At 38.1% G+C, this 25,653-nt stretch carries 31 protein-coding genes, 3 pseudogenes and 1 riboswitch; of the genes and pseudogenes, 28 read left to right on the top strand and 6 right to left on the bottom strand.

Annotation, left to right across the window (positions count from 1 at the left end):
* The first annotated feature begins 84 nt into the window (after positions 1 to 84).
* Positions 85 to 1,245 carry a phosphoribosylglycinamide formyltransferase 2 gene (gene purT / locus BQ5321_RS13425; protein WP_071394963.1) on the top strand — a complete coding sequence of 387 codons (1,161 nt, stop codon included), beginning with the start codon at positions 85 to 87 and terminating at the stop codon, positions 1,243 to 1,245.
* Positions 1,246 to 1,309: 64 nt separating this feature from the next.
* Here purT and BQ5321_RS13420 read toward each other — a convergent pair whose 3' ends face one another.
* Positions 1,310 to 1,543 carry a hypothetical protein gene (locus BQ5321_RS13420; RefSeq protein WP_071396912.1) on the bottom strand — a complete coding sequence of 78 codons (234 nt, stop codon included), beginning with the start codon at positions 1,541 to 1,543 and terminating at the stop codon, positions 1,310 to 1,312.
* A gap of 194 nt (positions 1,544 to 1,737) precedes the next feature.
* Between BQ5321_RS13420 and BQ5321_RS24695 the strand changes: the two are divergent.
* The 7 genes and pseudogenes from BQ5321_RS24695 to BQ5321_RS23775 form a co-directional block, all read left to right on the top strand.
* A pseudogene (locus BQ5321_RS24695) lies at positions 1,738 to 1,851 on the top strand (sulfurtransferase TusA family protein); the annotation flags it as partial.
* A 139-nt stretch (positions 1,852 to 1,990) separates the two neighbouring features.
* Positions 1,991 to 2,356 carry a hypothetical protein gene (locus BQ5321_RS13415; protein ID WP_071394962.1) on the top strand — a complete coding sequence of 122 codons (366 nt, stop codon included), beginning with the start codon at positions 1,991 to 1,993 and terminating at the stop codon, positions 2,354 to 2,356.
* Between the two features lie 92 nt (positions 2,357 to 2,448).
* Positions 2,449 to 2,676: a sulfurtransferase TusA family protein gene (locus BQ5321_RS13410; RefSeq protein WP_071394961.1), complete on the top strand. Its 228-nt coding sequence runs from the start codon at positions 2,449 to 2,451 to the stop codon at positions 2,674 to 2,676.
* Positions 2,677 to 2,734: 58 nt separating this feature from the next.
* Positions 2,735 to 3,214, top strand: coding sequence for a DsrE/DsrF/DrsH-like family protein (locus tag BQ5321_RS13405; RefSeq protein WP_071394960.1), 480 nt, complete (start codon positions 2,735 to 2,737; stop codon positions 3,212 to 3,214).
* Between the two features lie 274 nt (positions 3,215 to 3,488).
* Positions 3,489 to 3,851, top strand: coding sequence for a rhodanese-like domain-containing protein (locus tag BQ5321_RS13400; protein ID WP_071394959.1), 363 nt, complete (start codon positions 3,489 to 3,491; stop codon positions 3,849 to 3,851).
* A 62-nt stretch (positions 3,852 to 3,913) separates the two neighbouring features.
* Positions 3,914 to 4,495, top strand: coding sequence for a sulfurtransferase TusA family protein (locus tag BQ5321_RS13395; protein ID WP_071394958.1), 582 nt, complete (start codon positions 3,914 to 3,916; stop codon positions 4,493 to 4,495).
* A gap of 181 nt (positions 4,496 to 4,676) precedes the next feature.
* Positions 4,677 to 4,859, top strand: a pseudogene (locus tag BQ5321_RS23775) (sulfurtransferase TusA family protein).
* 108 nt (positions 4,860 to 4,967) lie between these two features.
* Here the strand turns inward: BQ5321_RS23775 and BQ5321_RS13390 are convergent.
* The gene (locus BQ5321_RS13390; RefSeq protein ID WP_159433433.1) at positions 4,968 to 5,423 is read right to left on the bottom strand and encodes a YndM family protein; all 456 of its coding nucleotides are present in this window, start codon (positions 5,421 to 5,423) and stop codon (positions 4,968 to 4,970) included.
* Positions 5,424 to 5,798: 375 nt separating this feature from the next.
* Here BQ5321_RS13390 and BQ5321_RS23770 point away from each other — a divergent pair.
* The 13 genes and pseudogenes from BQ5321_RS23770 to BQ5321_RS13335 all read left to right on the top strand — a co-directional run.
* Positions 5,799 to 6,020 (top strand): annotated as a pseudogene (locus tag BQ5321_RS23770) (rhodanese-like domain-containing protein); the annotation flags it as partial.
* Between the two features lie 31 nt (positions 6,021 to 6,051).
* Positions 6,052 to 6,441, top strand: a complete 390-nt coding sequence (locus BQ5321_RS13385) for a YidH family protein (RefSeq protein WP_071394956.1) — start codon at positions 6,052 to 6,054, stop codon at positions 6,439 to 6,441.
* A 147-nt stretch (positions 6,442 to 6,588) separates the two neighbouring features.
* Positions 6,589 to 7,296 (top strand): response regulator transcription factor, encoded by a 708-nt coding sequence (locus BQ5321_RS13380; protein ID WP_071394955.1) that lies wholly within the window; start codon positions 6,589 to 6,591, stop codon positions 7,294 to 7,296.
* Complete coding sequence (locus tag BQ5321_RS13375; protein ID WP_071394954.1) at positions 7,293 to 8,291, top strand: sensor histidine kinase; 999 nt, start codon at positions 7,293 to 7,295, stop codon at positions 8,289 to 8,291. Before BQ5321_RS13380 ends, BQ5321_RS13375 begins: the two co-directional genes overlap by 4 nt.
* 91 nt (positions 8,292 to 8,382) lie before the next feature.
* Complete coding sequence (locus BQ5321_RS13370) at positions 8,383 to 9,147, top strand: ABC transporter ATP-binding protein (RefSeq protein WP_071394953.1); 765 nt, start codon at positions 8,383 to 8,385, stop codon at positions 9,145 to 9,147.
* Positions 9,122 to 10,987 (top strand): ABC transporter permease, encoded by a 1,866-nt coding sequence (locus BQ5321_RS13365; RefSeq protein WP_071394952.1) that lies wholly within the window; start codon positions 9,122 to 9,124, stop codon positions 10,985 to 10,987. The genes BQ5321_RS13370 and BQ5321_RS13365 overlap by 26 nt, the downstream gene beginning before the upstream one ends.
* A gap of 106 nt (positions 10,988 to 11,093) precedes the next feature.
* A riboswitch (TPP riboswitch) is annotated at positions 11,094 to 11,194 on the top strand.
* Positions 11,195 to 11,296: 102 nt separating this feature from the next.
* Entirely contained in the window at positions 11,297 to 12,571 is a 1,275-nt protein-coding gene (locus BQ5321_RS13360) for an acetylornithine deacetylase (protein ID WP_071394951.1), read from the top strand.
* A gap of 26 nt (positions 12,572 to 12,597) precedes the next feature.
* Positions 12,598 to 13,272, top strand: coding sequence for a thiaminase II (gene tenA, locus BQ5321_RS13355; RefSeq protein WP_071394950.1), 675 nt, complete (start codon positions 12,598 to 12,600; stop codon positions 13,270 to 13,272).
* Positions 13,265 to 13,762, top strand: coding sequence for an ABC transporter ATP-binding protein (locus BQ5321_RS23765; protein WP_084786790.1), 498 nt, complete (start codon positions 13,265 to 13,267; stop codon positions 13,760 to 13,762). Before tenA ends, BQ5321_RS23765 begins: the two co-directional genes overlap by 8 nt.
* Positions 13,716 to 14,453, top strand: a complete 738-nt coding sequence (locus tag BQ5321_RS13350; RefSeq protein ID WP_084786788.1) for an ABC transporter ATP-binding protein — start codon at positions 13,716 to 13,718, stop codon at positions 14,451 to 14,453. Before BQ5321_RS23765 ends, BQ5321_RS13350 begins: the two co-directional genes overlap by 47 nt.
* A 5-nt stretch (positions 14,454 to 14,458) precedes the next feature.
* Complete coding sequence (locus BQ5321_RS13345; RefSeq protein ID WP_071396911.1) at positions 14,459 to 15,202, top strand: ABC transporter permease; 744 nt, start codon at positions 14,459 to 14,461, stop codon at positions 15,200 to 15,202.
* Positions 15,199 to 16,227 carry an ABC transporter substrate-binding protein gene (locus BQ5321_RS13340; protein ID WP_071394949.1) on the top strand — a complete coding sequence of 343 codons (1,029 nt, stop codon included), beginning with the start codon at positions 15,199 to 15,201 and terminating at the stop codon, positions 16,225 to 16,227. Before BQ5321_RS13345 ends, BQ5321_RS13340 begins: the two co-directional genes overlap by 4 nt.
* Positions 16,228 to 16,327: 100 nt before the next feature.
* On the top strand, positions 16,328 to 17,185 hold the full coding sequence (locus BQ5321_RS13335) for a manganese catalase family protein (RefSeq protein ID WP_071394948.1): 858 nt from the start codon (positions 16,328 to 16,330) through the stop codon (positions 17,183 to 17,185).
* 133 nt (positions 17,186 to 17,318) lie between these two features.
* Here the strand turns inward: BQ5321_RS13335 and BQ5321_RS13330 are convergent, their stop codons facing one another.
* Positions 17,319 to 17,678, bottom strand: a complete 360-nt coding sequence (locus BQ5321_RS13330; RefSeq protein WP_071394947.1) for a carboxymuconolactone decarboxylase family protein — start codon at positions 17,676 to 17,678, stop codon at positions 17,319 to 17,321.
* Positions 17,679 to 17,885: 207 nt separating this feature from the next.
* Here BQ5321_RS13330 and BQ5321_RS13325 point away from each other — a divergent pair, with 207 nt between their 5' ends.
* The 4 genes from BQ5321_RS13325 to BQ5321_RS13310 all read left to right on the top strand — a co-directional run bounded on the left by BQ5321_RS13325 (position 17,886) and on the right by BQ5321_RS13310 (position 21,115).
* Positions 17,886 to 18,164: a transcriptional regulator SplA domain-containing protein gene (locus tag BQ5321_RS13325; protein ID WP_071394946.1), complete on the top strand. Its 279-nt coding sequence runs from the start codon at positions 17,886 to 17,888 to the stop codon at positions 18,162 to 18,164.
* Positions 18,142 to 19,170 carry a spore photoproduct lyase gene (splB, locus tag BQ5321_RS13320; protein WP_071394945.1) on the top strand — a complete coding sequence of 343 codons (1,029 nt, stop codon included), beginning with the start codon at positions 18,142 to 18,144 and terminating at the stop codon, positions 19,168 to 19,170. Before BQ5321_RS13325 ends, splB begins: the two co-directional genes overlap by 23 nt.
* Positions 19,171 to 19,768: 598 nt before the next feature.
* On the top strand, positions 19,769 to 20,254 hold the full coding sequence (locus BQ5321_RS13315; RefSeq protein WP_071394944.1) for a hypothetical protein: 486 nt from the start codon (positions 19,769 to 19,771) through the stop codon (positions 20,252 to 20,254).
* A 156-nt stretch (positions 20,255 to 20,410) separates the two neighbouring features.
* A complete protein-coding gene (locus BQ5321_RS13310) occupies positions 20,411 to 21,115 on the top strand; it encodes a hypothetical protein (RefSeq protein WP_071394943.1) in 705 nt (234 codons plus the stop codon).
* Between the two features lie 59 nt (positions 21,116 to 21,174).
* On the opposite strand, the gene BQ5321_RS13305 is transcribed toward BQ5321_RS13310, so the two are convergent.
* Positions 21,175 to 21,792 carry a LysE family transporter gene (locus tag BQ5321_RS13305; protein ID WP_071394942.1) on the bottom strand — a complete coding sequence of 206 codons (618 nt, stop codon included), beginning with the start codon at positions 21,790 to 21,792 and terminating at the stop codon, positions 21,175 to 21,177.
* Positions 21,793 to 22,002: 210 nt separating this feature from the next.
* Between BQ5321_RS13305 and BQ5321_RS13300 the strand changes: the two genes are divergently transcribed.
* Positions 22,003 to 22,341: a hypothetical protein gene (locus tag BQ5321_RS13300; protein WP_071396910.1), complete on the top strand. Its 339-nt coding sequence runs from the start codon at positions 22,003 to 22,005 to the stop codon at positions 22,339 to 22,341.
* A gap of 45 nt (positions 22,342 to 22,386) precedes the next feature.
* Here the strand turns inward: BQ5321_RS13300 and BQ5321_RS24455 are convergent, their stop codons facing one another.
* The gene (locus BQ5321_RS24455; RefSeq protein WP_071394941.1) at positions 22,387 to 23,226 is read right to left on the bottom strand and encodes a hypothetical protein; all 840 of its coding nucleotides are present in this window, start codon (positions 23,224 to 23,226) and stop codon (positions 22,387 to 22,389) included.
* A 248-nt stretch (positions 23,227 to 23,474) separates the two neighbouring features.
* Between BQ5321_RS24455 and BQ5321_RS13290 the strand changes: the two genes are divergently transcribed.
* Positions 23,475 to 23,684, top strand: a complete 210-nt coding sequence (locus BQ5321_RS13290; protein ID WP_071394940.1) for a DUF1540 domain-containing protein — start codon at positions 23,475 to 23,477, stop codon at positions 23,682 to 23,684.
* Between the two features lie 170 nt (positions 23,685 to 23,854).
* Positions 23,855 to 24,352 (top strand): hypothetical protein, encoded by a 498-nt coding sequence (locus BQ5321_RS13285; protein ID WP_071394939.1) that lies wholly within the window; start codon positions 23,855 to 23,857, stop codon positions 24,350 to 24,352.
* A 144-nt stretch (positions 24,353 to 24,496) separates the two neighbouring features.
* On the opposite strand, the gene BQ5321_RS13280 is transcribed toward BQ5321_RS13285, so the two are convergent.
* A complete protein-coding gene (locus BQ5321_RS13280) occupies positions 24,497 to 25,456 on the bottom strand; it encodes an endonuclease I family protein (protein WP_084786786.1) in 960 nt (319 codons plus the stop codon).
* Positions 25,457 to 25,653: the final 197 nt, after the last annotated feature.

Below are 25,653 nucleotides of genomic sequence, written 5' to 3'. Positions count from 1 at the left end.
AATTAGAATATTTAAGGGTAAAATATATACAAAGGAATCGTACTTTTTTTTAGTTGTAAACTATTGAACTGGAGAGTGTTCGGGATGTATAAATCAAAAAAGATCTTATTACTAGGTTCAGGAGAGCTTGGGAAGGAAGTCATCATCGAAGCCCAACGAATGGGACTGGAAACCGTTGCAGTGGATCGGTATGAGCATGCACCTGCCATGCAGGTCGCACACAGAAGCTATTGTATGGATATGCTTGATGCCGTGAGGGTTAGAGAAGTTATTGAAATGGAAAAGCCTGACTTAATTGTTCCAGAAATTGAAGCGATTGCCACCTCCGAACTAGTCAAGCTGGAGGAGGAAGGGTTCAGAGTCATTCCAACAGCACGTGCAGCAAAGCTAACGATGGACCGTGAAGGGATTAGAAGGTTAGCTGCGGAAACGCTAAAGCTGCCGACAGCCAAGTATGAATTTGCGGATACATATGAAGAATTTGTGGCTGGCGCCAAAAAAATTGGATTTCCTTGTGTCATTAAACCACTTATGAGCTCTTCTGGAAAAGGCCAAAGTGTTTGCCGCACAGAGCAACAGCTGGAAGAATGCTGGAGCATTGCCATGGAAGGCGGCCGTGTTCAAAACGGTCGTGTCATTATTGAAGAATTTATCACTTTTGAATCAGAAATTACGCTTCTAACCGTTCGAGCTGTGAATGGAACAATGTTTTGCGCACCAATCGGTCATATACAGAAGGACGGTGACTATATCGAATCCTGGCAGCCACATCACATGACAGACGCACAGATAGAAGATGCAAAGAAAATTGCCAAAGCTATTACCGATGAGCTTGGTGGGTTCGGTATCTTTGGTGTCGAACTATTCCTAGCTCAAGATAAGGTTTATTTTAGTGAAGTATCACCAAGACCACATGATACGGGTTTGGTCACGTTAGTAACCCAGAACCTTTCTGAGTTCGCTCTTCACGTACGAGCCATTTTAGGCTTTCCAATTCCTGAAATTACTCAACTTTCGCCAGGTGCCAGCAGACCGCTCAAGGCAAAGACGGAGGCAAATGACTACACTGTAACAGGTTTGGAGGAAGCATTGGCTATCCCAAACACGCAGGTTCGTGTATTTGGTAAACCAGTCACGAAAGTAGGTCGTAGAATTGCTGTTGCCTTATCAACAGCTAATACGGTTGAACAGGCTAGAGAAAATGCTGGACAGGCATTAGATAAATTACAAGCAACGGAATTATAAGTCTATCCGTTACGTTAAAAGACCAAATCATCATTCGATTTGGTCTTTTACATTTTGTCGAACCTTAGCCTTTTTTCCTTTTATACGTAATGTAAGCTGCCCCCAACACAAGAAACGGAAGGAGGAGAAATAGGTTATACAATCCCTTCTGTGTAGCCAGTATGATGGATGGAAGGATGAAAGCAGCTCCGCTCCAAACAAATGCTTTCCATGATGTTTTCCACAAACCCCATGTAGCCAAAAATAATCCAGTTATCATCAAGCCCCATAGAAGCACTGCAACTAAAAACAGCCCCATCTCATTCTCCTCCTCAGATTTACCCAATATGATGAAAAACGCAAATGAAACATGTAGAACACATTCTTGATCATTATAGTCATACTCATACAATATTCAATCATCCTGGAGACCGTTCTATCGTTTAAGGGAGGAGATGATCTCTGCATGGGAAATCGAATATAAAGATAATAATTCTGAAAGGGGGAATTGCCATGGAGGTAACTGTTAATAAAACACTTGATGCTAAAGGCTAAGCCTATCCTATGCCGATTGTAAAAACAAAAAAAGAAATGACAACACTTGAACCAGGCCAGGTAATGGAAATTATATAAGTGTTTAATAGATTTTATAAATGGTTATTAAACTATTATCTGCAAAAAAAATATAAATATCCATTGACTTTATACCTATCAGGGTATAAAGTAATACATGTTGCTTAACAAATAACCAGAAGGAGTTTCTTACATGGCTTTACTGATTATAAGTATTATACTAATCGCTTTTATCTTGTATAAAAGATATTTTCCAATTACTGATGTACCTTTTAATCATTTGAAGGACCTCGATTTGGAATATATAAAAGTGATTGATTTACGAGATTTTAATGTATCTTATAAGGATCCTGTTAAAGAAGCTCTTAATATTCCCATTGCCTACCTAAAGCGAAATCATCACGAAATACCGGATATGGATTTACATGTTGTCGCATCAAGCTTAGTAGAAAAAAATATGGGTATTCGATTACTTAGACAACAGGGATTTCATGTGATTAGTTTTAACATGATTGAACAAAACAATATTCAGATAAATACTTTAAACTACTGCAAATAAACTCTATAAAAAACAGTTGACACTATCTTTTTTTTGAATTAACATTATACCCATAGTGGTAATAGTATATAGATATTAGGGGGAATTTCAACATGGATATCGTTAAAGTATTAGATGCTAAAGGGTTAGCATGTCCGATGCCAATAGTAAAAACAAAAAGAGCGATGAATGATTTAGAATCAGGCCAAGTTCTAGAAATCCATACAACTGATAAAGGAGCAAAGAATGACCTTGCTGCATGGGCAAAATCAGGCGGTCATGAGTTATTAAGCTATGAAGAGGAAAACGATGTTTTAAAGTTTTGGATTAAGAAGCGATAATTTTTTTAACTTATAATATACCCTAATATGTATAAAACTTACTTCTTGGAGGTACAACATGACAGAAAGAAAGAAGACAACAATTGTTTTATTTAGCGGAGATTATGATAAGGCGATGGCAGCCTATATAATTGCTAATGGAGCAGCTGCTTATGATCATGAAGTAACGATATTCCATACATTTTGGGGATTAAACGCACTTCGTAAAGATGAAAATATAGAAGTGAAAAAGAACTTCATGGAAAAAATGTTTGGCAAAATGATGCCAAAAGGTCCAGACAAAATGGGACTTTCAAAAATGAACTTTGCCGGCTTTGGACCAAAAATGATTAAAGATATTATGAAAAAGCATAATGCAATGCCTCTTCCACAACTAATTGAAATGGCTCAAGAGCAAGAGGTTAAATTAGTTGCTTGTACAATGACAATGGACCTTTTAGGTCTGCAGCAGGAAGAACTATTGGATAACATTGAATATGCCGGGGTTGCTGCCTATCTAGCAGATGCTCAAGAAGGAAATGTAAACTTATTTATTTAACTTCATTCAGCAAATGCTTTTTGTACCGAAAGCTTGCGACAGGTACAGAAGTCCTCCACTTCTACAAGTGGGAGATGAATGCAAATAGTACTTCGATTCAGTGGAGTTTCAAACCCCGGCTGAATGAAGTTAAGCCTCCGGCGGATGTCACGGATTTTTTAAAGGTCGTTTATCCGAGCATGCTCAGGTAATCCGGACGCAAATTCGACGGGCGAATTTGATAAGAGGTGGGGGAGAACGCTTCCCCAAAAACTACTTGGAGGTACTAAAAATCATGGATTATTTAAATTATATCCTTTTAGCCATTCTTCTTTTTCTTATCATACAACGTTTGATTCCAGTTAAAGGTGTTAAAAATATCTCAACAATCGAATTAAAAAATGAATTAAATAGCAAAAACAAGCAGTTTATTGATGTTCGAACACCTGGTGAATATAAGGGAAGAAGTATCAGAGGCTTTAAAAATATACCGCTCCATCAGCTTTCTCAAAAAGCAGAAAAAGAACTTTCGAAGGATAAAGAAGTTATTGTCATCTGCCAAAGTGGTATGAGAAGCCAAAAAGCTAGTAAGCAGTTAAAAAAATTAGGATTTACAAAAGTGACAAATGTTAAAGGCGGCATGAATGCTTGGTCTTAATTAACAGCCTGGGAAGGGAACCAAAATACACCACCTTTGAATGAAGTCAGGAGGATAAACCTATGAATAATAATATAAAAGTAAACCTTGTTCTAGATGCAAAAGGCTTAGCATGTCCAATGCCTATTGTTAAAACGAAAAAAGCGATGAATACTCTAGAGGCAGGACAAATATTAGAGGTTCAAGCAACAGATAAAGGGTCAAAATCAGATATTAAAGCATGGGCTGACAGCTCAGGCCATCAATATTTAGGCACTATAGAGGAAAATGAAGTGCTGAAGCACTATTTACGGAAATCCTCTAATGATGAAATGAACGAGAAAAAATATCCGCATGTCATTCATAATGAAGCACTTGAAAAGAAGCTCGAGGAAGGGAATGAAAACGTAGTTGTTCTTGATGTAAGAGAAGTTGCGGAGTATGCCTTTCAACATATATCATCTGCCATCTCGATTCCATTAGGTGAATTAGACGAACGATTACATGAACTAAACAAAGAAAATGAAATCTATTTGGTTTGCCGTACAGGCAATAGAAGTGATTTAGCGGCACAAAAATTAGTGGAAAATGGATTTTCTCATGTAGTTAATGTTGTACCTGGTATGAGCCAATGGAAGGGTATAACAACAAGTATTAATTCGTAATTATCTTGATATAAAAATCGGACCTATTAGGGGTAAGAATGATTTATAGCGAGATAAAGTAGGTTATTTTTTTATCTTTAATATACCTATATGGGTAAATGGACGTGACTATAAATGTAATGACATCAAAAGAGGTTACAAAACGGAGAGACTGTAAGATGCAAAAGGCTTTGCGTGCCCCATGCCAATCGTTAAAACAAAAAAGCCATTGGAGAAATCGAATCCGGTCAAATTCTTAAAGTTCATACAACAGATAAAGGAGCAAAAAATGACCTGACAGCTTGGGTAAAATCAGGCGGACATGAATTATTAAAACATGAAGATAATGACGATATACTGTTATTTTTGGATTAAAAAAGGATAAAGCAGGAATAGGGAGCCCATGATGGTTCCCTTTTCTTTGTCCTAGAAATATAAAACAAAGTAAGTCGCTTTTTACAGCTAAAAGGAGGCTTTTGTGTATTGAGAAACTCTACTTATTATTTTTATTTGATTTTATCTTTTGATCATTCAGTTCTTCAGAGAACTCGGTTGCAAAACGATCTTCTCGAGTTACACCTGGTATATAGCTGTCCTCTGAGTCAGACAAAATATGTCTTTTGACATATAAATGGAATAGCACTTCAATAACCGCTATGGAGAAAGCGGCTATTAAGGAAGCAGTCAGCCGATTAATATTTGTATCAATAAATAAAAAACTCATCACCCAGAGGATCCCAAACGAAAGAACAAAATCCCCAAGAGTAGCTGCAAAATTACCCATTCTACGAAGGACAAACAAATCTCCAGCAAAATAGGAAACAAGGGTAGTGAATACAGACATCATCACAAGTGTAAAAAAGGCAGGATCAAAAATGCCGTATACAGATAAGACAACCGTTCCAACAACCGCAAGCTTTATCAATATGGCCCATAGGTGTTTCATCATTATTCCTCCTCGCATTACCTAAACTTAATTTGCCATAATTCCTTCTTCTTATACTTCGCCGTTCATTTTCTTCTACTTCTTTTCAATATTAATATCCACGATTATATATCCACTATTTTGGAATCATAGTAATGAAAAATCAATGGAGAAGTTGCTAAATGGGAAATCCAGGGAGCACGTCATATTCCAGATAGTCTAAATGATTTAATCAAAAATCAACACTATTATATAGCCTGCCATTCAGGTAGCAGGAGCAGTATGGCATGTGAATTTTTGACCCAAAGAGGATTTGACGTAACAAACAGGGCTTACGGCTTGATGTCATGGGTAAACAAAGCGAAAATAGAAAACTAGGAGGATAGTGATGAATAAAAAAAGTTTAGACAGCGTTTAGATGAAATTCCTAATAATCAGCCCGTTTATATTCACTGCCGAAGCGGTCAAAGAAGCTACAATGTTGTAAGAGCTCTGCAGCATTTAGGTTATTCTAATGTATACAATATTTCTGGTTCCTATCTAGGTATTTGTTTGTATGAATATTATAACGATCAAATTACTGATAGAGAAAAGATTGTAACGGAGTATAATTTTAAATAATCTTATTTACTAAAAATTGAGCGTGAAACGAATGAATCATGATAAAACCTTCAAACATAAGGAAAACCCTCAGACAATTGATTCAAAATATATTCAGCAGCATTTAGCAAATGAACGAACCTTTTTAGCCTGGCTACGAACAGCCATAGCGATCATTGGCGTTGGTTTTCTTGTGACAAACCTGCACTTTAATATTAGGTCAGGATTGTCGCCAATAAGTGACTATTTGGCTAACATTATCGGCCTCTCTTCGGTAGGACTTGGTATTATCACGATTCTATTGGCAACGATTGCCTACATAAGAAAAATTAATGCGATCAATCAGCAAACCTTCCGTACTCCTAAAACTACGGTTGTTGTGCTAGGTGCATTTGTCATTATCATTGCAGTCGTTTTTGCTTTTTACTTTATGATGCTTTGATCCTTTTTTTAAAAGAAGTGGATGGACCGGCTCTCTTGGGTCGGTCCTTTCATGTGTATATGGTATTTCTTAAACAACATAATTGAAAAATGATAAAATAAGCTAAGAACTTATTAGCCTTTTTTATATGATGAGAGGAGTATTCTTGTGCACAAAATTATGATTATTGAAGATGACCCTAAAATTGCTGAATTGTTAACCTCACATATCAGTAAATACGGATATTCTGTATCACATGCAACAAACTTTGACAACATAATGGATGATTTTCGTCAATCTACACCGGACCTTGTCCTGCTAGATATTAATTTGCCAAGCTTTGACGGTTATTACTGGTGCAGGCAAATACGTCAGGAATCGATTTGTCCGGTTATTTTTATTTCGGCAAGAATCGGTGAAATGGATCAGGTGATGGCATTGGAGAATGGTGGGGATGACTTTATCACTAAGCCGTTTCATACGGAAATTGTAATGGCCAAAATCCGCAGCCACCTTCGCCGGGCATATGGAGAATATAGCAAGCAGACAGAGGAGAGAATAATAGAACAGGCAGGGCTTAAGCTCTATCCGGAAAGGCTAGAAATTTCCTTTAATGGCGTCATTGCTTCCTTGACCAAAAAAGAAGCTGATATTATCGAAAGCTTAATGGACCGCTTTCCACGGGTCGCTGGAAGGGAGGACCTACTTGAAAAATTGTGGGATGAACAAACATATGTTGATGAAAATACACTAAATGTCAATATTACTAGAGTACGAAAGAAATTTCTCGAGTTAGGGATTAAGGACGCAGTGGAAACCGTAAGGGGTGCAGGCTACCGGCTAAACATCTCCTGGTCAAGGATTGATGAGAAATGAAGTTATTTTTTAAAGAGTATTCATTGTTAATAATTGTACAGCTATTGCAATTTTTTATTTTGATTTCTATTTACTGGCTAGCTGGCCATCAACACATTAGTACAGCTCTTTATGCCTTGTTTCTTGGCTGTTTTTTTCTAGGCTGTTATCTTACATACTACTATACTAGTCGGAAAAAGTTCTACAAACGACTGAATCAGCCACTCGAATCTCTTGACGCTTCCTTGCAAAAAACAGAACAGACTCCGATTTCTGAAGCCCTTGACAGCCTATTAAAAAATCAATATAAGCTCTATCAAAAGCAAATCAAACAATTAGAAAAACAGCAAAATGAACACTTAAAGTTTATGGATCAATGGGTTCATCAGATGAAAACACCGCTTTCTGTGATTGAATTGACAGCACAAAATTTAGATGAACCTGACTCCTCCAATATTCGCGAAGAAACAGAGCGAATGAAAAATGGCTTAAATACGATTCTCTACATGGCTCGTCTGCGCTCCATTGAGCAGGATTTTCATATCAAGCCTGTCATTCTTGCTGACATTGTTCATGAAGTTAATCGTGACAATAAACGCTTTTATATTCGGAATCATGTCTACCCAAAGCTTAAGGCAGACCATGTAGGGATTACCGTTGAAACCGATGAAAAATGGCTGTTTTTCATGCTTACACAGCTTATACATAATGCAGTCAAATATTCTAATGGAATGAACAGCATCATTATCTCTATTTATGAAAAAGGAAATGAAGCTGTCTTAGAGGTTACTGATTTCGGTGTCGGAATTCCGGAGGCGGATAAGAAGCGAATTTTTGATCCATTCTATACAGGTGAAAACGGACGTAAATTTAGAGAGTCAACCGGAATGGGACTGTTTTTAACCAAGGAAGCGGCCGAGCATCTAGGACATCGAATCGACTATCATTCAATCGTCGGTGAAGGATCGAGTTTTCGTATTGTCTTTCCTGCCACACAAAACCTTACAAACATGTAAGGATACTGAAAGAAGAATCGATCGTTAAGGCAGGGTAATTAACGATATACTAATCACAGATCAAATGAAATGGTTGAAAGGGGATCTAGTGATGCTGAATGTAAAGCAGGTTAGTAAAATTTATGAAGGAAACGTCGCCTACCGGGCTTTAACAAATATAGACTTAACCATTGAAGCAGGTGAGTTTGTTGGAATTATGGGACCATCAGGAAGTGGAAAAACTACGTTACTTAATATGATTGCCACCATTGATGAACCGACAACGGGTGAAATTTTCATAAACGGAAAAAATCCACATTTATTAAAAAAGGAGGACCTAGCGAAATTCCGCCGCCGGGAATTAGGCTTTGTTTTTCAGGAATTTAATCTTCTCCACACCTTAACGGTTGAAGAAAATATAGTACTTCCATTGACATTGGATGGAAAAAAGGTAAAGGAGATGAAGGAGAAGGCCAATGCGATTGCGGAAAAGCTTGGCATTGTCGAAATCATGGAGAAACGAACCTATGAAATCTCTGGCGGGCAGGCCCAAAGAGCGGCAGTTGCCAGGGCGATGATTCATACTCCCAAGCTATTGCTGGCCGATGAGCCAACTGGAAATCTTGATTCAAAGTCATCTAAGGCCGTAATGGAAATGCTTGAATCGATTAACCAAAAGGAGCGGACGACGATGATGCTCGTAACTCATGATCCGCTAGCGGCGAGTTATTGTAATCGAGTCGTTTTTATCCGTGATGGGAAATTTTATTCAGAGATTCACCGTGGTGCGAATCGACAAGCTTTTTTCCAGAAGATTATTGATACACTTTCCTTGATGGGAGGGAATGCACATGACCTTTCGTCAATTCGCGTTTAATAATGTAATTCGTAATAAGCGTCTATATGCAGCCTACTTCCTAAGCAGCCTGTTTACTGTCATGGTCTTTTTTGCTTTTGCGCTTTTTTCATTCCATCCTGTGTTAAGCGGGAATGAAATGAACCAACATGTCAAAACAGGCATGATGACGGCGGCGGGAATTATTTATGTGTTTTCCTTTTTCTTCATTTTATATTCCATGAGCTCTTTTTTACAGTCTCGCAAAAAGGAATTTGGTTTATTGATGATGCAAGGGATGTCGATGCGACAAATCCGTTCGATGGTGTTCCTGGAAAATATGGTGATTGGCTTTTTTGCGACCATCAGCGGCATTGGGCTTGGACTAGTCTTCGCTAAAGGGATATTATTATTGGCTGAAAATGTTTTAATCATTGAAAACCTACATTTTTATATCCCGATACTAGCCATCCTGTTAACCTTTATTTCGTTTATTGTCTTATTTTTCTTTATCTCTTTATTTGTTTCCTATATTCTTCGAAGTAAGAAATTAATTGAGTTAATTAAAAGCGATAAACAGTCAAAGGGAGAGCCAAAGGCAAATCTCTTTTTAACGATTCTGGCTGCAGCCTTGCTAGCAATTGGTTATGGTGTTGCCTTACTAGTAAAGGGAATGACCGTCATCGCAGCGATGATTCCGGTTATCATTGTGGTTATGTTTGGAACCTATCTTTTGTTTACGCAATTAAGTGTTTTTGTGATACACCGACTAAAGAAGAAGGATACTATTTTCTGGTATAAAACAAATATGCTTCTCTTTTCTGATCTTTCCTTTCGAATGAAAGATAATGCACGGACTTTCTTCATGGTAGCGATGGTTTCGACTGTAGCGTTCAGTGCGATTGGGACATTATTTGGATTTCAAACGTTACTTACAGAAGGAACAAAAATAATGACCCCCAACACGCTTACCTACATGGAATTTGAGGATAATGAAGAACAAGATGTATCTTTCATTAATAAAACATTAAGTGACGCACAAATTGAGACAAACAAAGCCCAGATGATGCTCCGATACTATGAAATAGGTAAAGGTCCCAGTGTTTTAATAGCTAAGCAGTCTGATTATAACCGATTTGCAGACTTGATTGGAGAAGAAAAGATTGAGCTTCAGGATGGACAGATAGTAGTCGCAGAATTTGAAGGAGTGGCTTATGGACAGACAGAAGAGTTAATGAACCAAACGATTGAGTTGAACTCAGGTGTAACATTGAAACCAAATGAAGTCATTTATTCAAGAGCCTTACCTGCACCTAATTCTTATTATGTTATCACAGATCATGATTACGAAAAGCTTCCCACTCCTAATGAAGAAATAAGCTTTCATGCATGGCAAGCCATAGATGGAGAAAAAAATGTTTTAAAAGCTTCTGAAACCTTGTATGAGGAACTACTACCGCATGAAATTACCGTTGGTGAATATAAAGTTTATCAGATAAATAAGACATATGGACCGATCATGTTTGTAGGGTTGTTCATCGGAATTGTCTTTTTCGTTTCTGCTGGGAGTTTTCTTTATTTCCGCCTCTACACGGACTTAGACGAAGACAAACAAAAATTTAAAGCAATAGCCAAAATGGGTTTAACTGAAAAAGAATTAAAAAAGGTGTTGAACAGACAAACAGCAATACTTTTCTTCGCACCCATTATTGTGGCGCTTATCCATGGGGCCGTAGCACTTACTGCACTTTCTCATATGTTCAATTATAATTTGTTTAAAGAATCCGTTATTGTGTTAGGTGTTTTCTTTGTAATCCAAGTGATTTACTTTTTCATCGTTCGCTTTTTCTACACAAAACAAATCAAAGCAGCCATACACTAATATCAGTGTATGGCACCAGATTATACGAATAGTATTAAAAATCAAATAAAGCTATTGATTTACTCTCCAAATTATGTAACTATATGAATATACAATTTTATTAACCAAGTAACACTAGGGGTGCTTTTGAAGCTGAGAGAGGCATTGGCCTTAACCCTTGAACCTGCACTAGGTAATGCTAGCGAAGGAAAGTGGTAGATCGTTGTCTTTATACACGTATGTATATGGAATTAACAATGTGATAATCAGAAAACCACTTCTTTCATGTGAGAAGTGGTTTTTTTATTGTCATCAGGAGGAAGATTATGCATGGAAAATTCTTTACAAGGGCTGCTAAATCAGGTTGAAGACCGAAAAGAAGAGCTTATTCAATTACTAGAGAGATTAATTCGCTATAAAACACCTGCACCGCCTGCCCGGAATACAGAGGAAGCTCAGCGATTTGTCTCCGCATTTCTAAAAGAAAGAGGCTTTAAGGTTGACCAATGGGATGTATATCCAGGCGACCCCAATGTTGTTGGTGTCTTAAAAGGCAGTGAATCAGACTATTTTCAAAGTCTCATCATTAATGGTCATATCGATGTAGCCGAAATCAATGAAGATGAAGAATGGGTATTAGATCCATTTTCTCCTATTATTCAAGATGGAGCCGTAATAGGCAGGGGAGCTGCTGATATGAAGGGTGGTCTTGCCGGCGCGTTATTTGCTATCCAGCTGCTTCATGAAGCCGGAATTGAGCTACCAGGTGACCTGACCTTTCAATCTGTTATCGGGGAAGAAGTAGGGGAAGCAGGTACATTGGAATGCTGTAAAAGAGGATATAAGGCTGATTTTGCCGTTGTTGTCGATACAAGTGATTTACATATACAAGGTCAAGGCGGGGTAATTACTGGCTGGATTACCGTCAAAAGCAAGAAGACCTTCCATGATGCAACACGAAGAGAAATGACCCATGCCGGGGGAAAGCTTTTTGGAGCCAGTGCCATTGAAAAAATGATGAAAATTATGCAAGGCCTGCAGGAGCTAGAAAGACATTGGGCTGTTATGAAAAGCTATCCAGGCTTTCCAGCAGGAACCAACACCATTAACCCTGCCGTCATTGAAGGGGGAAGACATGCTGCCTTTATTGCAGATGAATGTCGGTTATGGATTACGGTTCATTTTTATCCAAATGAAACATATGAGCAGGTTGCTAGAGAAATCGAGGAGCATATTCTTTCCGTGGCACAGTCAGACCCATGGTTACGGGAAAATCCTCCAATTTTTGAATGGGGCGGCTCCTCTATGATTGAAGATCAAGGTGAAATTTTTCCTTCTCTTGAAGTCGATCCCGAGCACCCTGCTGTCGCAGCTCTAATGCATTCACATGAAAGTGTTCTGAAAGAAGCTGCTGCACTAGATGTTTCAACAACTGTCACGGATGGTGGCTGGTTTGGTGCTGCCGGAATTCCGGCAGCAATCTATGGTCCCGGACATCTTCATCATGCGCATGCTGTCAACGAACAACTATCCATTGAACAGCTCGTGAGGTTTACAAAGGTAATATTGACGTTTATTTATCAATGGTGTCATACGAAAAAATAAATCGTGAGAATAGGAGTTATCAAAGAATGAAGTTTTCTGAGCGTTTACATGAAAAGCTACAGCCTATTTGGCGAAAAAATCACGTCCATCCTTTTGTACAGGAAATGGGGGCAGGAACATTGGATAGAGATAAGTTCCGTTTCTATATGATTCAGGATTATTTATATTTGATTGATTATGCCAAGCTATTTGCCTTAGGGGCTGTAAAAGCGACAGATATTGAAGATATGAAGATATTCTCTGCTTTATTACATTCGACTGTGAATGAAGAGATGTCACTACACCGTCAGTATGCTGCGCGGTTTGGCATTTCAGAGGAGGAGTTGGAGCATGCAGATCCCTCTCCGGTCACACTTGCTTATACCCATTACATGCTTCATTCTGCGCAAAATGGAACACTGGCTGAGTTAGTGGCAGCCCTTCTACCATGTGCATGGAGCTATTGGGAAATTGGAAAAAGCTTGAGTGAAATTCCTGGTGCATCGGATCATGAATGGTATGGGGATTGGATTACCATGTACAGCTCAAAGGAATTTGGCCAAACAGCAGAGTGGTGTATTGATTTATTAGATAAATTGACGGCAGGAAAGCCTGAGCCTGAGCTTCGTCAGCTAGAAAAAATCTTTCTAAACACAACCCGATTTGAATATTTATTCTGGGATATGGCGTATCACAAAGAAATGTGGCCGGGCGATGAATAATCCAGCACTAGAATTTAATGGAGTAACCTTTCATTATGATCTAAAGCAACAGCCAATCCTGGATAGAATCCAATTCCAAATTCAAGAGGGAGAATTTGTTAGCATCATTGGACCCAGCGGTTCAGGAAAAAGCACGATATTCCGATTAATCACCGGACTGGAGCAGCCCAAAGAGGGAACGATTCTCTTAAATGGAGAAAACATTAAGAATCGTTTAGGTACAGTCGGTTATATGCCGCAGCAGGATTTGTTAATGCCGTGGAGGACTGTATTGGAAAATGCGGTGCTTCCATTAGAAATTAAAGGAATGAAAAAGTCGGAAGCCCAACAACGGGTCAAAGCGCTGCTCCATGATTTTGGCTTAGAAGGCCAAGAAAATGCTCTGCCAAGTAATCTATCAGGCGGTATGAGACAGAGGGTATCCTTTTTGAGAACGAGCTTAAGTGGGTCCAATATTTTATTACTGNAAGCAACAGCCAATCCTGGATAGAATCCAATTCCAAATTCAAGAGGGAGAATTTGTTAGCATCATTGGACCCAGCGGTTCAGGAAAAAGCACGATATTCCGATTAATCACCGGACTGGAGCAGCCCAAAGAGGGAACGATTCTCTTAAATGGAGAAAACATTAAGAATCGTTTAGGTACAGTCGGTTATATGCCGCAGCAGGATTTGTTAATGCCGTGGAGGACTGTATTGGAAAATGCGGTGCTTCCATTAGAAATTAAAGGAATGAAAAAGTCGGAAGCCCAACAACGGGTCAAAGCGCTGCTCCATGATTTTGGCTTAGAAGGCCAAGAAAATGCTCTGCCAAGTAATCTATCAGGCGGTATGAGACAGAGGGTATCCTTTTTGAGAACGAGCTTAAGTGGGTCCAATATTTTATTACTGGACGAGCCGTTCAGTGCACTGGATGCTATAACAAGGTTAACCATGCAGGAATGGCTAGTCCAGCAATGGTTGAAACGGAAGAAAACGATTTTATTTATTACCCATGATGTAGATGAAGCTCTATTTTTGTCAGATCGAATTGTGGTATTACAAAATAAACCGATAACTTCTATAAAAGAGGTTAACATTCCACTCGGACGTCCGCGTACTATTCGAGATATTAGTAGACCTGAGATTATCACTTTAAAGGAACAGTTGATTGACCAGCTTCGAACGAAGGTGGTCGTATGAACAGCATGAAATCCTATATTGCATCCACCATCCTCGTATTCATTCTGATGATTGGTTGGGAATTCGGGGCACGAATGTATAATAAAAGTTTTATCCTGCCGTCACCGATAGATATTTTATTGAAGCTCTGGGAGTTAAAAATAATATTGCTGTTCGAGCATCTTCCAGCTACCTTATTAATCATCGTCATTGGTCTGCTTATTTCCATCCTGATTGGTGTAGGCCTTGCTGTATGGATGAACATGAGTAAAATTGCGGAAAAAGCCTTTTATCCGCTGATTGTTGCTTCACAGACGATTCCGACCATCGCGTTAGCACCCATTTTTGTCGTTTGGTTTGGCTATTCCATTTGGAGTAAGGTATTTGTCACCTTTTTGATTACCTTTTTCCCATTAACCGTTAGTACCTTTGATGGCCTTCGTTCTTCAAATAAGGATATAAAGGAATTGCTACTGACAATGGGGGCGTCCAAAAAGGATATCTTTTTTAAATTAGCTGTACCATCCGCACTGCCATCTTTTTTCTCGGGTTTAAAGGTGGCTGTTACCGTCAGTGTCATTGGGGCTGCCATTGGTGAATGGCTTGGTGCGGAATCAGGACTTGGTTATTTCAGCCGGCGAATGATGACACAGATGGACGGAGCAGCTGTATTTGCTCCGATTGTATTACTATCGATTATTGGAATTCTCTTATTTTTACTGGTGACATGGTTAGAAAAAATATGTTTAGGATGGAGAAAAGAATCATGAAAAAACATGTATTCATGCTTATAAGTATTGTCTTTGTTTTATTGTTAGCAGCCTGTGGCGGGAGTAATGCTTCGCAAAGCTCTGGTAATGGAAAGGATGAAGCCGATGGCAAGGAGCTGAAGGAAGTCAGCATCATGCTCGATTGGTATCCGAATGCGGTCCATAGTTATTTATATGTAGCAGAGGAAAAGGGCTATTTCGAGGACGAGGGAGTAAAGGTTGATATTCAATTCCCGGCAAATCCGACTGATCCATTAAATTTAGCAGCTGCAGGTAAAGTAACATTAGGATTATATTATCAGCCTGATGTGATCATGGCGCGTGCAAATGAGAATATTCCGGTTAAGTCCGTTGCTTCTATTGTACGTTCACCTTTAAACCATGTTGTATTTGCAGAAGATAGTTCAATTCAGTCACCGAAGGATTTAGAAGGGAAGAAAGTAGGTTATCCAGGTATACCTTTAAATGAGGCAATCCTTGAAACAATGATAACGCACGATGGCGGAGACATTGAAGAGGTCAATATTCTTGACATTGGCTTCGAATTAAATTCCTCACTTGTAACGGAAAATGTAGATGCTGTCAGCGGTGCCTTCATAAATCATGAAGTACCTGTCTTAAACCATAAGGGATTTAAAACGCGATACTTCAATCCAACTGATTATGGTGTGCCGGCCTATAATGAAATTGTTCTTGTCACAAGCGATGAAACGCTGGAAAAAGAAAAGGATGCTATTCAAGCATTCTGGAAAGCAGCTGAAAAAGGCTATCAGTTTATGAAACAAAATCCAGACGAAGCCCTAAATATCCTTTTAACGAATCAAGATCAAGTGAACTTCCCATTAGAGGAAGCGATTGAAAAGGAAAGTCTTCAGGTATTGCTGCCAAAAATGGAAGAAGAAGGGGCTGTCTTTGGTTCACAGGACGAACAGTCATGGAAGGAAACAGCCAAATGGCTGAAGGAAGCAGGATTAATTAAAACAGTACCAAAGGCTAGTGATATGATGACGAATATAGCAGAATAAAAGACTTACCTTCCAATAAGTTACAAACCTCATGAACAGGATAAGCGCCATTTATTAGGAAAAACTATTTTAGTAACTTATTAAAGGGAGGTATTTCATTTTGTATTTCTACAAAGAAGATTTAATTAATATCATCGTGCCTGATAAACCAGACCCTGCTGCCGCTAAGGTACTGCAGGAAACATTGGGCGGCAGATTTGGCGAGATGCGTACGATGATGCAATTTTTCTTTCAAAGTTCAAACTTTCGTGGTAATGCAAAGCCATTTCGTGATCTTATCCGCGGCATCTTTCTAGAAGAAATCAGTCATGTTGAACTCGTGCAGACGACCATCAACCAGCTATTGAATGGTTCAGGTGAGGAAGCGGTCGGTGCAGGGGGAAGTTCTGCAGCTCCTCTAGAGGATGCCGTTAAAGAGCACGCAAACCCTCATCATTATATAATGGGTGCACAAAGCTCTCTGCCAGTCGATGCTGCCGGTAATCCATGGAATGGAAACTATGTATACAATCATGGAAACCTTGTTGCCGACTTATTGGATAATGTAGTATTAGAATCAACAGGCGTACTGCAAAAAACACGGATTTATGAAATGAGTTCAAATAAGACCTTTAGAGAAACGTTGGCGTTTTTGATTGTTCGCGATAATGCCCATCAAAATGCCTTTGCAAAGGCTTTAGAGACTCTTGGGGTAAATTGGGGCCAGATTTTTCCTGTACCAAACTATGATATCAATAAATATCCAGAATGCCGTAAATATGTAGAAATGGGCTTCCATAATGCACAATTCAATTTCAGATTGGATGATAGCCTAATAGGGCAAATTTTCCAAGGGGAATCACCTAGTAGAGAGGACGGAAATCTGCAGGTTGTTCCGCCGCCACAGGGCTATCCGGTTCCCGTGCTGCCTGACATGCCGAATGAACACAGTCCAGGTCTTTTTGACCTGAATTCTTAATATTTATATAAAAAAGGAATGTGCCTAGTGTGCAATCCTTTTTTATGTAAATTGAATGATAAGCAAGAACCTATATAAAATAGGTAGTACCGCATCCTTAAGCGCTGGTACTACCTATTAAAGAAATCACAAATTACTGCATCATTTGGTTTAATTCCTGAATACATTCCTGAACAAGTGTTACACCCTGGCTCATCGATGCCCCGCCGCCAAACGCTGCTGTAACGCCTACTGCTTCAAGGATTTCCTGCTCTGAACAGCCTTGGTCGAGACATCCCTTTGTATGGTAAATGATACAATATTCATCCTGTGCATGAAGACTAATTCCTAGAGCGATTAATTGCTTTTCCCGTTGAGTTAGGGTTCCCGCTTTAAAGCATTCCTCCGTAAAGTCATTGAATTTACTTGCAAACTCAGGCATCTTCTGTGTAAATGCCCCAAGACCTTCCTTGTATTTTAATAAAGCGGATTCTGTAGAATTTCCAGCCTCCATTACCTCAACTCCATTCCTAATATTATAGATGAACCAAATTTATTATTAGCTAAAACCATCGGTTTAAACGAACCATTTAATTGAATAAAAATGCCTCTGTTTAACACTTTTACCATAAACGAGCAAACATAATTAGAGGAATTCAAGGCAAAATTTTAATATTGTAATCTATAGCAGAACAAAATTTATTTGGAAAAAGGTGATGGAATGGATTTGGCCAATGAAAACCAGGCCTATCAAGCTGGAGATATTGTGTATGTTTTTTATCGAAATCCTCATACCCAGGATGTCGCAAATGTTCAGGCAGCTGCTGTTGTCAACAACCCCGAGAGTTCGGGAGAACTAGCCTTGTTTTTATACGAAACCTATTACCCTTTAACAAATGAAACGGCCATCTATAGAACGGAAGAAGAAGCTAATCAGGCCTATCAGTACTATTATGGAGATGTTAGAGGGGAGTGGAATGATGAAGCCTTTTACTCCTAAGCTTGTCTATTTTGAACCGAAAGCATTGGAATATCCTCTTGGAATTGAATTAAAGGAAAAATTTGAAAAAATGAATGTTGAGATACGTTATACAACTTCCCATAACCAGGTGAGAAATCTACCGGGTGATACTGATTTACAAAAATACCGGGTGGCCAAGTCAACGCTTGTTGTTGGAATTCGAAAAACGCTTAAATTTGATACCTCAAAGCCGTCTGCGGAGTATGCGATTCCGTTTGCAACCGGTTGTATGGGTCATTGTCATTATTGCTATCTACAAACCACGATGGGCAGCAAGCCCTATATTCGAACCTATGTCAACGTCGAAGAAATCCTAGGGGCTGCTGACAAATATATGGACGAGAGGGCACCTGAAATCACACGGTTTGAAGCGGCCTGTACCTCTGATATTGTTGGGATTGATCATTTAACACACACATTAAAAAGAGCCATCGAGCATTTTGGAGAATCTGAGTACGGAAAACTGCGGTTTGTGACTAAATTCCATCATGTCGACCATTTGCTTGATGCGAAGCATAATGGGAAAACAAGATTTCGATTCAGCGTCAATGCTGATTATGTGATCAAGAATTTTGAACCCGGAACATCTCCTTTACTAAAACGGATTGAAGCAGCAGGAAAGGTTGCGCGTGCTGGGTATCCGTTAGGCTTTATCGTTGCTCCGATTTATATGCATGAAGGCTGGGAGGAAGGCTATTATCATATGTTTGAACGCTTGGATGCAGAATTACCGGAAGATGCCAGAAAGGATATTACCTTTGAGTTTATCCAGCATCGCTTTACAAAGCCAGCAAAAAGAGTGATTGAAAAAAATTATCCGATGACAAAACTAGAATTAGATGAAGAAAAGCGCAGATATAAATGGGGGAAATATGGAATCGGCAAATATATTTATCAAAAAGATGAGGAGGAGGATTTAAAAAGTAAGCTATATACCTATATGGAGAAATTTTTCCCTAATGCTAAATTAGAATACTTCACGTAGAAAAACTTTCTGTAGGTCATAGTTACTATAGGTAATCGGTTAGTTAATAATGGCAAACCTATAATGGTGTAAGAGCCCCATTAGGCGAATGGTGGGGGGTTTTGAGCTCACCTTCGTCTGCATATATGTTGATTATGCCTCGATTCAACTTCATTCAGCAAATGCTTTTTGTACCGAAAGCTTGCGACAGGTACAGAAGTCCTCCACTTCTACAAGTGGGGGATGAAGGCAAATGGTCCTTCGATTCAGTGGGGGTTCAAACCCCGGCTGAATGAAGTTATGCCTCCGGCGGATGTCACGGATTTTTTAAAGGTAGTTTACCCGAGCGAGCTCAGGTAATCCGGACGCAAATTCGACGGGCGAATTTGATTCTAAACTGTTCATATTAACTCATCCAATCCATCCTAAAATAATAAGAATAATTCAATGTAAAAATATGGATACTAACCTACATATAATCAATTAGTAAAAAACGTTAGTTGACAAGCATTGGAGGAACTTATGAAGAACAGCAAACCTATTGGACTTATTTCATCTCAAATCCCTATTTTTTACAAACAATATATACTTTTAGCGATCATGAGCTAATGTGAAACCTATGAATAAGGATAAAGAGAAAACAATTGAAAATTTATTATGGAGCATCGCGTTACCTGGTTTTTCTCAGCTAATAAACGGAAATTTTGTTAAGGGATTTATCTTTGTTGCTCTTGAGATTTTAATTAATGTACAAGCTAAATTTAATATTGCTATTCTGTTTAGCTTTCATGGTGAAATTACAAAGGCAATTGAAGTAACGAATTTTCAATGGTTAATGTTTTATCCCTGTCTATATTTCTTTGCCATGTGGGATAGCTATAAAGCAATACCTGGAAAGAATATACCATTTATGTATATGCCCTTCGTTTTCTCGGCCTATTCTGTAACAGTAGGCTTGATTCTATCACCAAAACTAACGATTTTCGGGAAGCTGTTAGGACCTGTGTGGCTGCCCATACTGTTTGTTATTCCTGGTGTTATAATAGGCTTTGTGTTTAAAGTAATTCTGCAATTTTTCACTAAAAAATCCCTCCCGAGCAATTAAAAAATGTGAGATGACCCTCTTTAAGAGGGTTCTATTTGTTAGTTGTCCAATCACATCATTCTAGTAATTTTTCTGTATTATTTTCTGAACTCCTTCATATTAATAGAATAACAGCCTGTTAATAACCGTTAGATAATGAAAAAGGAGGGAGATTCTATGAACCAGAGTGTCAATGAGCAGCAATTGCTAGATGAATATAGAAGCATGATTCAATTTGTCGAGATCACATTCAATGGAGCTCGTTTAGAGAAAACAACCATTAAGATTCCTGTCGAGCTGTTACAAATAACACAAGATTCACGATTAGGAGACAAGCTGAAAGCAACCTATCCACTATTTCATGAGAATTTCTCAAAATTTACAAAACCCATGAAGGAACAGGTTGCAGCCTGTCGGTTACGGTATACAAGAGCACTTTCAAAAAAGTTTGGAAGAGTCATGTTGGTTAAGGACAAAGCTTCATTCGAAAGAGAATTTCATACAATCAGTATCAGAATCGAACAATTTAAACGGGAGATTATCGATATATTAAATACCCAAATAGAAAAAACCAAACAAGAGTTAATCGATTATTTCACTCCCATCATGCTGGAGAATCCACCTAATCACCTGCTACATATTCATCATAAAAGCATTGAGGAAACTGAAGTCAGGGCTTTTGTTGAATGGCTTCTTGACAAGGAAATTCCAACGGCAGAGCAAATTCTTAATCGGGTAGAATTTTATCATGTCTATAAGGATGTCACATTACAAATTTTACAAGATGAGCAGTTTTACCGCGATATCAGGAAAGCGTTTAAAAAGGATCATATCCATTGGCCTCATTTAAACCAAAAGCAAGAGGAATTATTATTTTTATAAGCAGTACCTGGGAGTTATTCCTTACATGGGAGGAATAACTCCCTTTTTTTCAGAAACTATTAGCCCAATAGACTACGCAAGCCTTGATATCCGAAATACAATCCAAACCCGACTAATGAGGCACCCGAAATAATAGAAATAGCTTTTAGCGTTTTTAAGGTAAGATATTTCCTTAGACCGGTTGATAAGGCTGCAACAAAGATATCCCAGCAGGCAAGTCCAAGAAAAATCATCAAACTATAGATTAATAGTGCTTCAGTACTAGATGTTTGGGCTGTTTTCGCCAGCACTGAACCATATATTCCTAACCAAAAAAGGACAGACAATGGGCTTGTAATGGACATGATAAAACCAATAAAGAAGCTTTTTAAGAAAGAGGCCTTCTCTCTGTGATAGGAGAGTGTAAGCTGAGTAACGCTCTTAATACATTCAAACCCTGAGTAAATTAAGACAAATCCACCAAATAGCCACAAAAATATCTGTACGATGGGTATTTGCAAAAATTTCACCAGACCTAAGTAAACTAACAGCATAAAGATTCCATCAGCCAGCATGGAGCCGACCCCTACCATCCATGCATGCCAGAATCCGTTTTTTATTCCTTTATCTAGACGAGCAGAATTTACTGGACCAATTGGTGCAGCTAATGTAAAACCTAGAATAATATAACCGAACATCACACTAAAGTTCAGAAAAACACCCTCCCTTATATAGCCATTAACTTGTACATCATATGAGGCTAAACAGGGATAGAGTCCAAGAAAATTTCCTGATTTTTGATTTTTATGGTAATGAAGGAAACTTTCTAAATGGAAGCCAAGTATAAATTCAATCTCTCAGGGTATGATAAAAGCAGGTATGGTAAATATTTTCTAGGGGTGCTTTTCATGTCAGTGATTGTTTGTCAGACATTTGAGATTAAACAGGATAAATTTAAAGAGGGAATTGATAATCTAAAAGAAATTAAAAAGTTCCGGAATGAAAATTATGATCACAAGGTTGAAATACTATCACCAATCTCAGGAGAGGACCATACATATGCACTTCTATCAACCTACGAGGGTCTGGCAGAGATGGAGCTGCAAAGTAAAAAAATGTCTATTGATGAAGAGTATGGAAAGCTGATTGGTCAATTTTTTCTAGAAAATATTGTGCAGGGGAGCATGTATACACAAATTTACAGGACGATCAGTGATAAGAAAAGTGATAAAAATAAGGAAAAATAGAGCATACAGTGATTAATGTATGTTCTATTTTTCCAAACTTAGTCCCTACTTTATATCCACTATGATTTCATCATCCATTCTCCACTCTCCTGAAACCATATCCTTCCAAAACGTAAAGGACAGCTGTCTTTGTTCTTTACTATTATCACTCCTATACAGTTCTGCATCAGCATATACTTGCTGGAATACCACATCTTGTCTACCTTCCTCTAGGGCAAACGCAGGCTTTCCTAAACGTATTATTTTTATTATTTCTAGCCTTTTCTGAAGGTGATTTATGTTTTCACCATTTTCAACAATCATTTGAATAATCTTTTGATCTCCTTGATTTACAGCTGCTTCAAATACTTTTATTAACTGTGAGGGACTTATGACGCGGAGATAATCATCCAGTTTCCCACCAGCTCTTAGTATCATTAATTTATGGGACAAATCCTCATGTTTTGAACCATGGGTGGTACTTCCTAAAAAATGCACACAAAAATGTCCAGGAAAGCCGTTTTTCAATGCCCCGGCCCCATGAGGCATTCCATGCATAGACGCAGCCAGCATCTGATCCTTTGTCACAACCAATATAGCTCTTCGTTTCCAGCTCCATTTACCGTTGTAAATCTTCTTCATAATCTTCGTATCCTTATGTGTTAAAGGCTGGACATCCGCATGCATGCTCCCTGCTCTTCTTTGAACTGTAAATTGCAATCCAGTTTCAACATCTGTAATCGTAAAAATCGATTTTCTTGGAATAATATGATTGACTATTGTCCAAGGCAATATTTCAATTTGAAAACTGTTTGGTGTATCTTGGTCCTCTAATGTCAAAGCATTTACTTGTAAAGAAACTGTGAGCATAAGGACAAGAACAAGAGAAAAAAACTTTTTAATCATGAATGAATCGTTCCTTTGAGTTATTTATCCTAGCGGTCCATGGTTTTCGGCTAACCTTTCAAATGACTCTTTTATTTTGTTAATGGTAAGGAAAATAAATACCTTTTAATATTTGGAATTACAACAGGAAACAGATATGGTCATATCTTAACATCATAATTGAACATAATTAGCGCAAGATAATAACCAACCTTTATCATTTTGAGTCTGCCGTTACGCCTAATCATTATTTGAAATGAGGGATACAGATGCCAAATGTACAAGTAAACTGCTCTGTCGTCAATTGTGCATTCCACGCAAAAGGAAACATCTGCGGAGCTGATAAAATAACCATCGACATGGACCACAACTCAGATTATGACACAGAATTCGCTTCTGAGGTTGGTTTTAATGAGGTAAAAGAAGAAGCAAATCAGTCAGCAGACACCTGCTGCAAAACCTTCAAACCAAAAGAATAACCTACTGGGGTACCATAAAAGACAAAAGGATATTTTGGTCTTTTATGGTACCCATTTGTCACAGTTATTTCTATTTTTAGCGAATATTTTGACAGGATTTTGGCTTGTCCTTCTCGAATTGTATAATCATAATGAACAATTCATTTCTTTATACAGGGGAGGGAAATGATATGGGGATGTTTCATCATTTTTTTAAAGGAGAAAAACGGGAAGGGAAGAAACGCTTAAAAAATGAATTAATGATTAAAGATGTAGATCATTACTTTGGGTACTTACTAACCATTTTTAATGATTTCTCTGATAAATATTCAGAAAATGAGAAGTACAGACATTATGTAAAACCACAAAGTAAGGAATATCTGAATAACCTGGAGCATGGAATTCAGTTAACTAAAAAGGCCTACGACAAAATTAATGCTCTTCCATATGTATATAACCTTCCAAAAGCCACTCAGCAATACATTAAATCCTCTAAAGAACAATATCTCATGACATTGGAGAACTACATGAAACAGGATGAGGCTATTCGTGATCATATTTTAGCGGCTGCAAAAGCTGGAAAGAAGCTTGAGATTTCAGAAGAATTAACCATTCCTTATGCGGTAAAAGCACAATTCCATATGGAGTCTGCGACCAATTATATGGAACAGGCTCGTCAGTCCGTATAGGGTAATCAACAACTAGCATCCTGGAAACTAGTTTCGATAGAATGAAGCTTTCCATCTATAATGCCGCAAAAAGGAGCTTGCATAAACAAGCTCCTTTTTGCGGTATCATAAAAAAGTGCTACTTTCATCATCTCTGTTTCGTTATTACATTCTTTTATGCTTAGAGGCAGTGATTTGAAAATTCATGCTTTCAGCAAGCTCGGGGAAATCGATGAAGGGATTACGGTTGCCTTGAATCGTATATATGGCCTGGTTACGATGTTTTTCATAGGCAGTCACCTCAAACTGCTGATGCCAGCGAATCATTAAAGAAATATCTATCGTTCTTAAAAAGGACTTCTTAATCGCTCTTGGATAGCGGACGAGAAAGTACATGATAGCCCTTGCAACAGTCCCTTTTCCATATTCAGGCTCAAAACGATTATTCATTGTAACACCACATTGGTTTTTGATTTTTTCCTGAGGAGATTCTGGAATATAAAAGGAAAAATCATCATAGGGAAAATTAGAGCGTTTTATATTACACTCCGGCTGACAGGCAAATAAATGATGCAAATCTCCCTTCATCGGATCCTCCGCTCCGTACCATGATTGCGGTACAATATGCTCGGTATTAAATTTTAATTCATAATCAATCTTTGGAATCTTTTCATGTCGAAGAGCTGATACATCTTTTGGAGTTTCAAGCAGTTCTTGAAATTTCCAATATTTTTTCTGAATGGTTAAAAAGTCTTCCTGTAACAGCTTTTTAGGATCCTGATTCAAGCCTGAATAAATGCTTTTTATCGTACCGTCAGGATGCATATCGACCCATGAATATAGGTATTGATCCTTACTAATAAAATAAGGGAGTTTTTGCTTATGTGTTTTCTTTAATAATTCATGATAGCTGGAAAACAAATAAGTTTTCTTATTTGATAACGAGCGGTAATAATGCTTTCTATCTCTCTCATCTTTCTTATGATTAAAATAAAGCTCCTGGTTCAGCGCAATGATTTCTCTATTTTTTTCGATTGTAGCTATTGTTTGATGTACATCCTGTTTAAAAGGTTCTTTTAGCTCCTTCAATCTCTCCAGGAGGATTGTATCTGTTTGTTTCTCCATTATAATCCACCATAAATACCCTTCCTATCTATCAGCTTCCATTTAGGTTATACTATTAAATTATCGAAAATCAAACGAAGTTGCAATGAAGATTCGATAATAACTATATCTTTATTAAAAAGGGATCATAAGCATAAAAAAAAGCGAAAAGCTTATTACTAGGTTACAATGAAACTATGTTGTAAGTATGTAGTGGG

Source organism: Bacillus tuaregi, assembly GCF_900104575.1.
Taxonomy (GTDB): Bacteria; Bacillota; Bacilli; order Bacillales; family Cytobacillaceae; genus Bacillus_BD; species Bacillus_BD tuaregi.
This window is presented reverse-complemented; position numbering and strand designations above follow the sequence as displayed.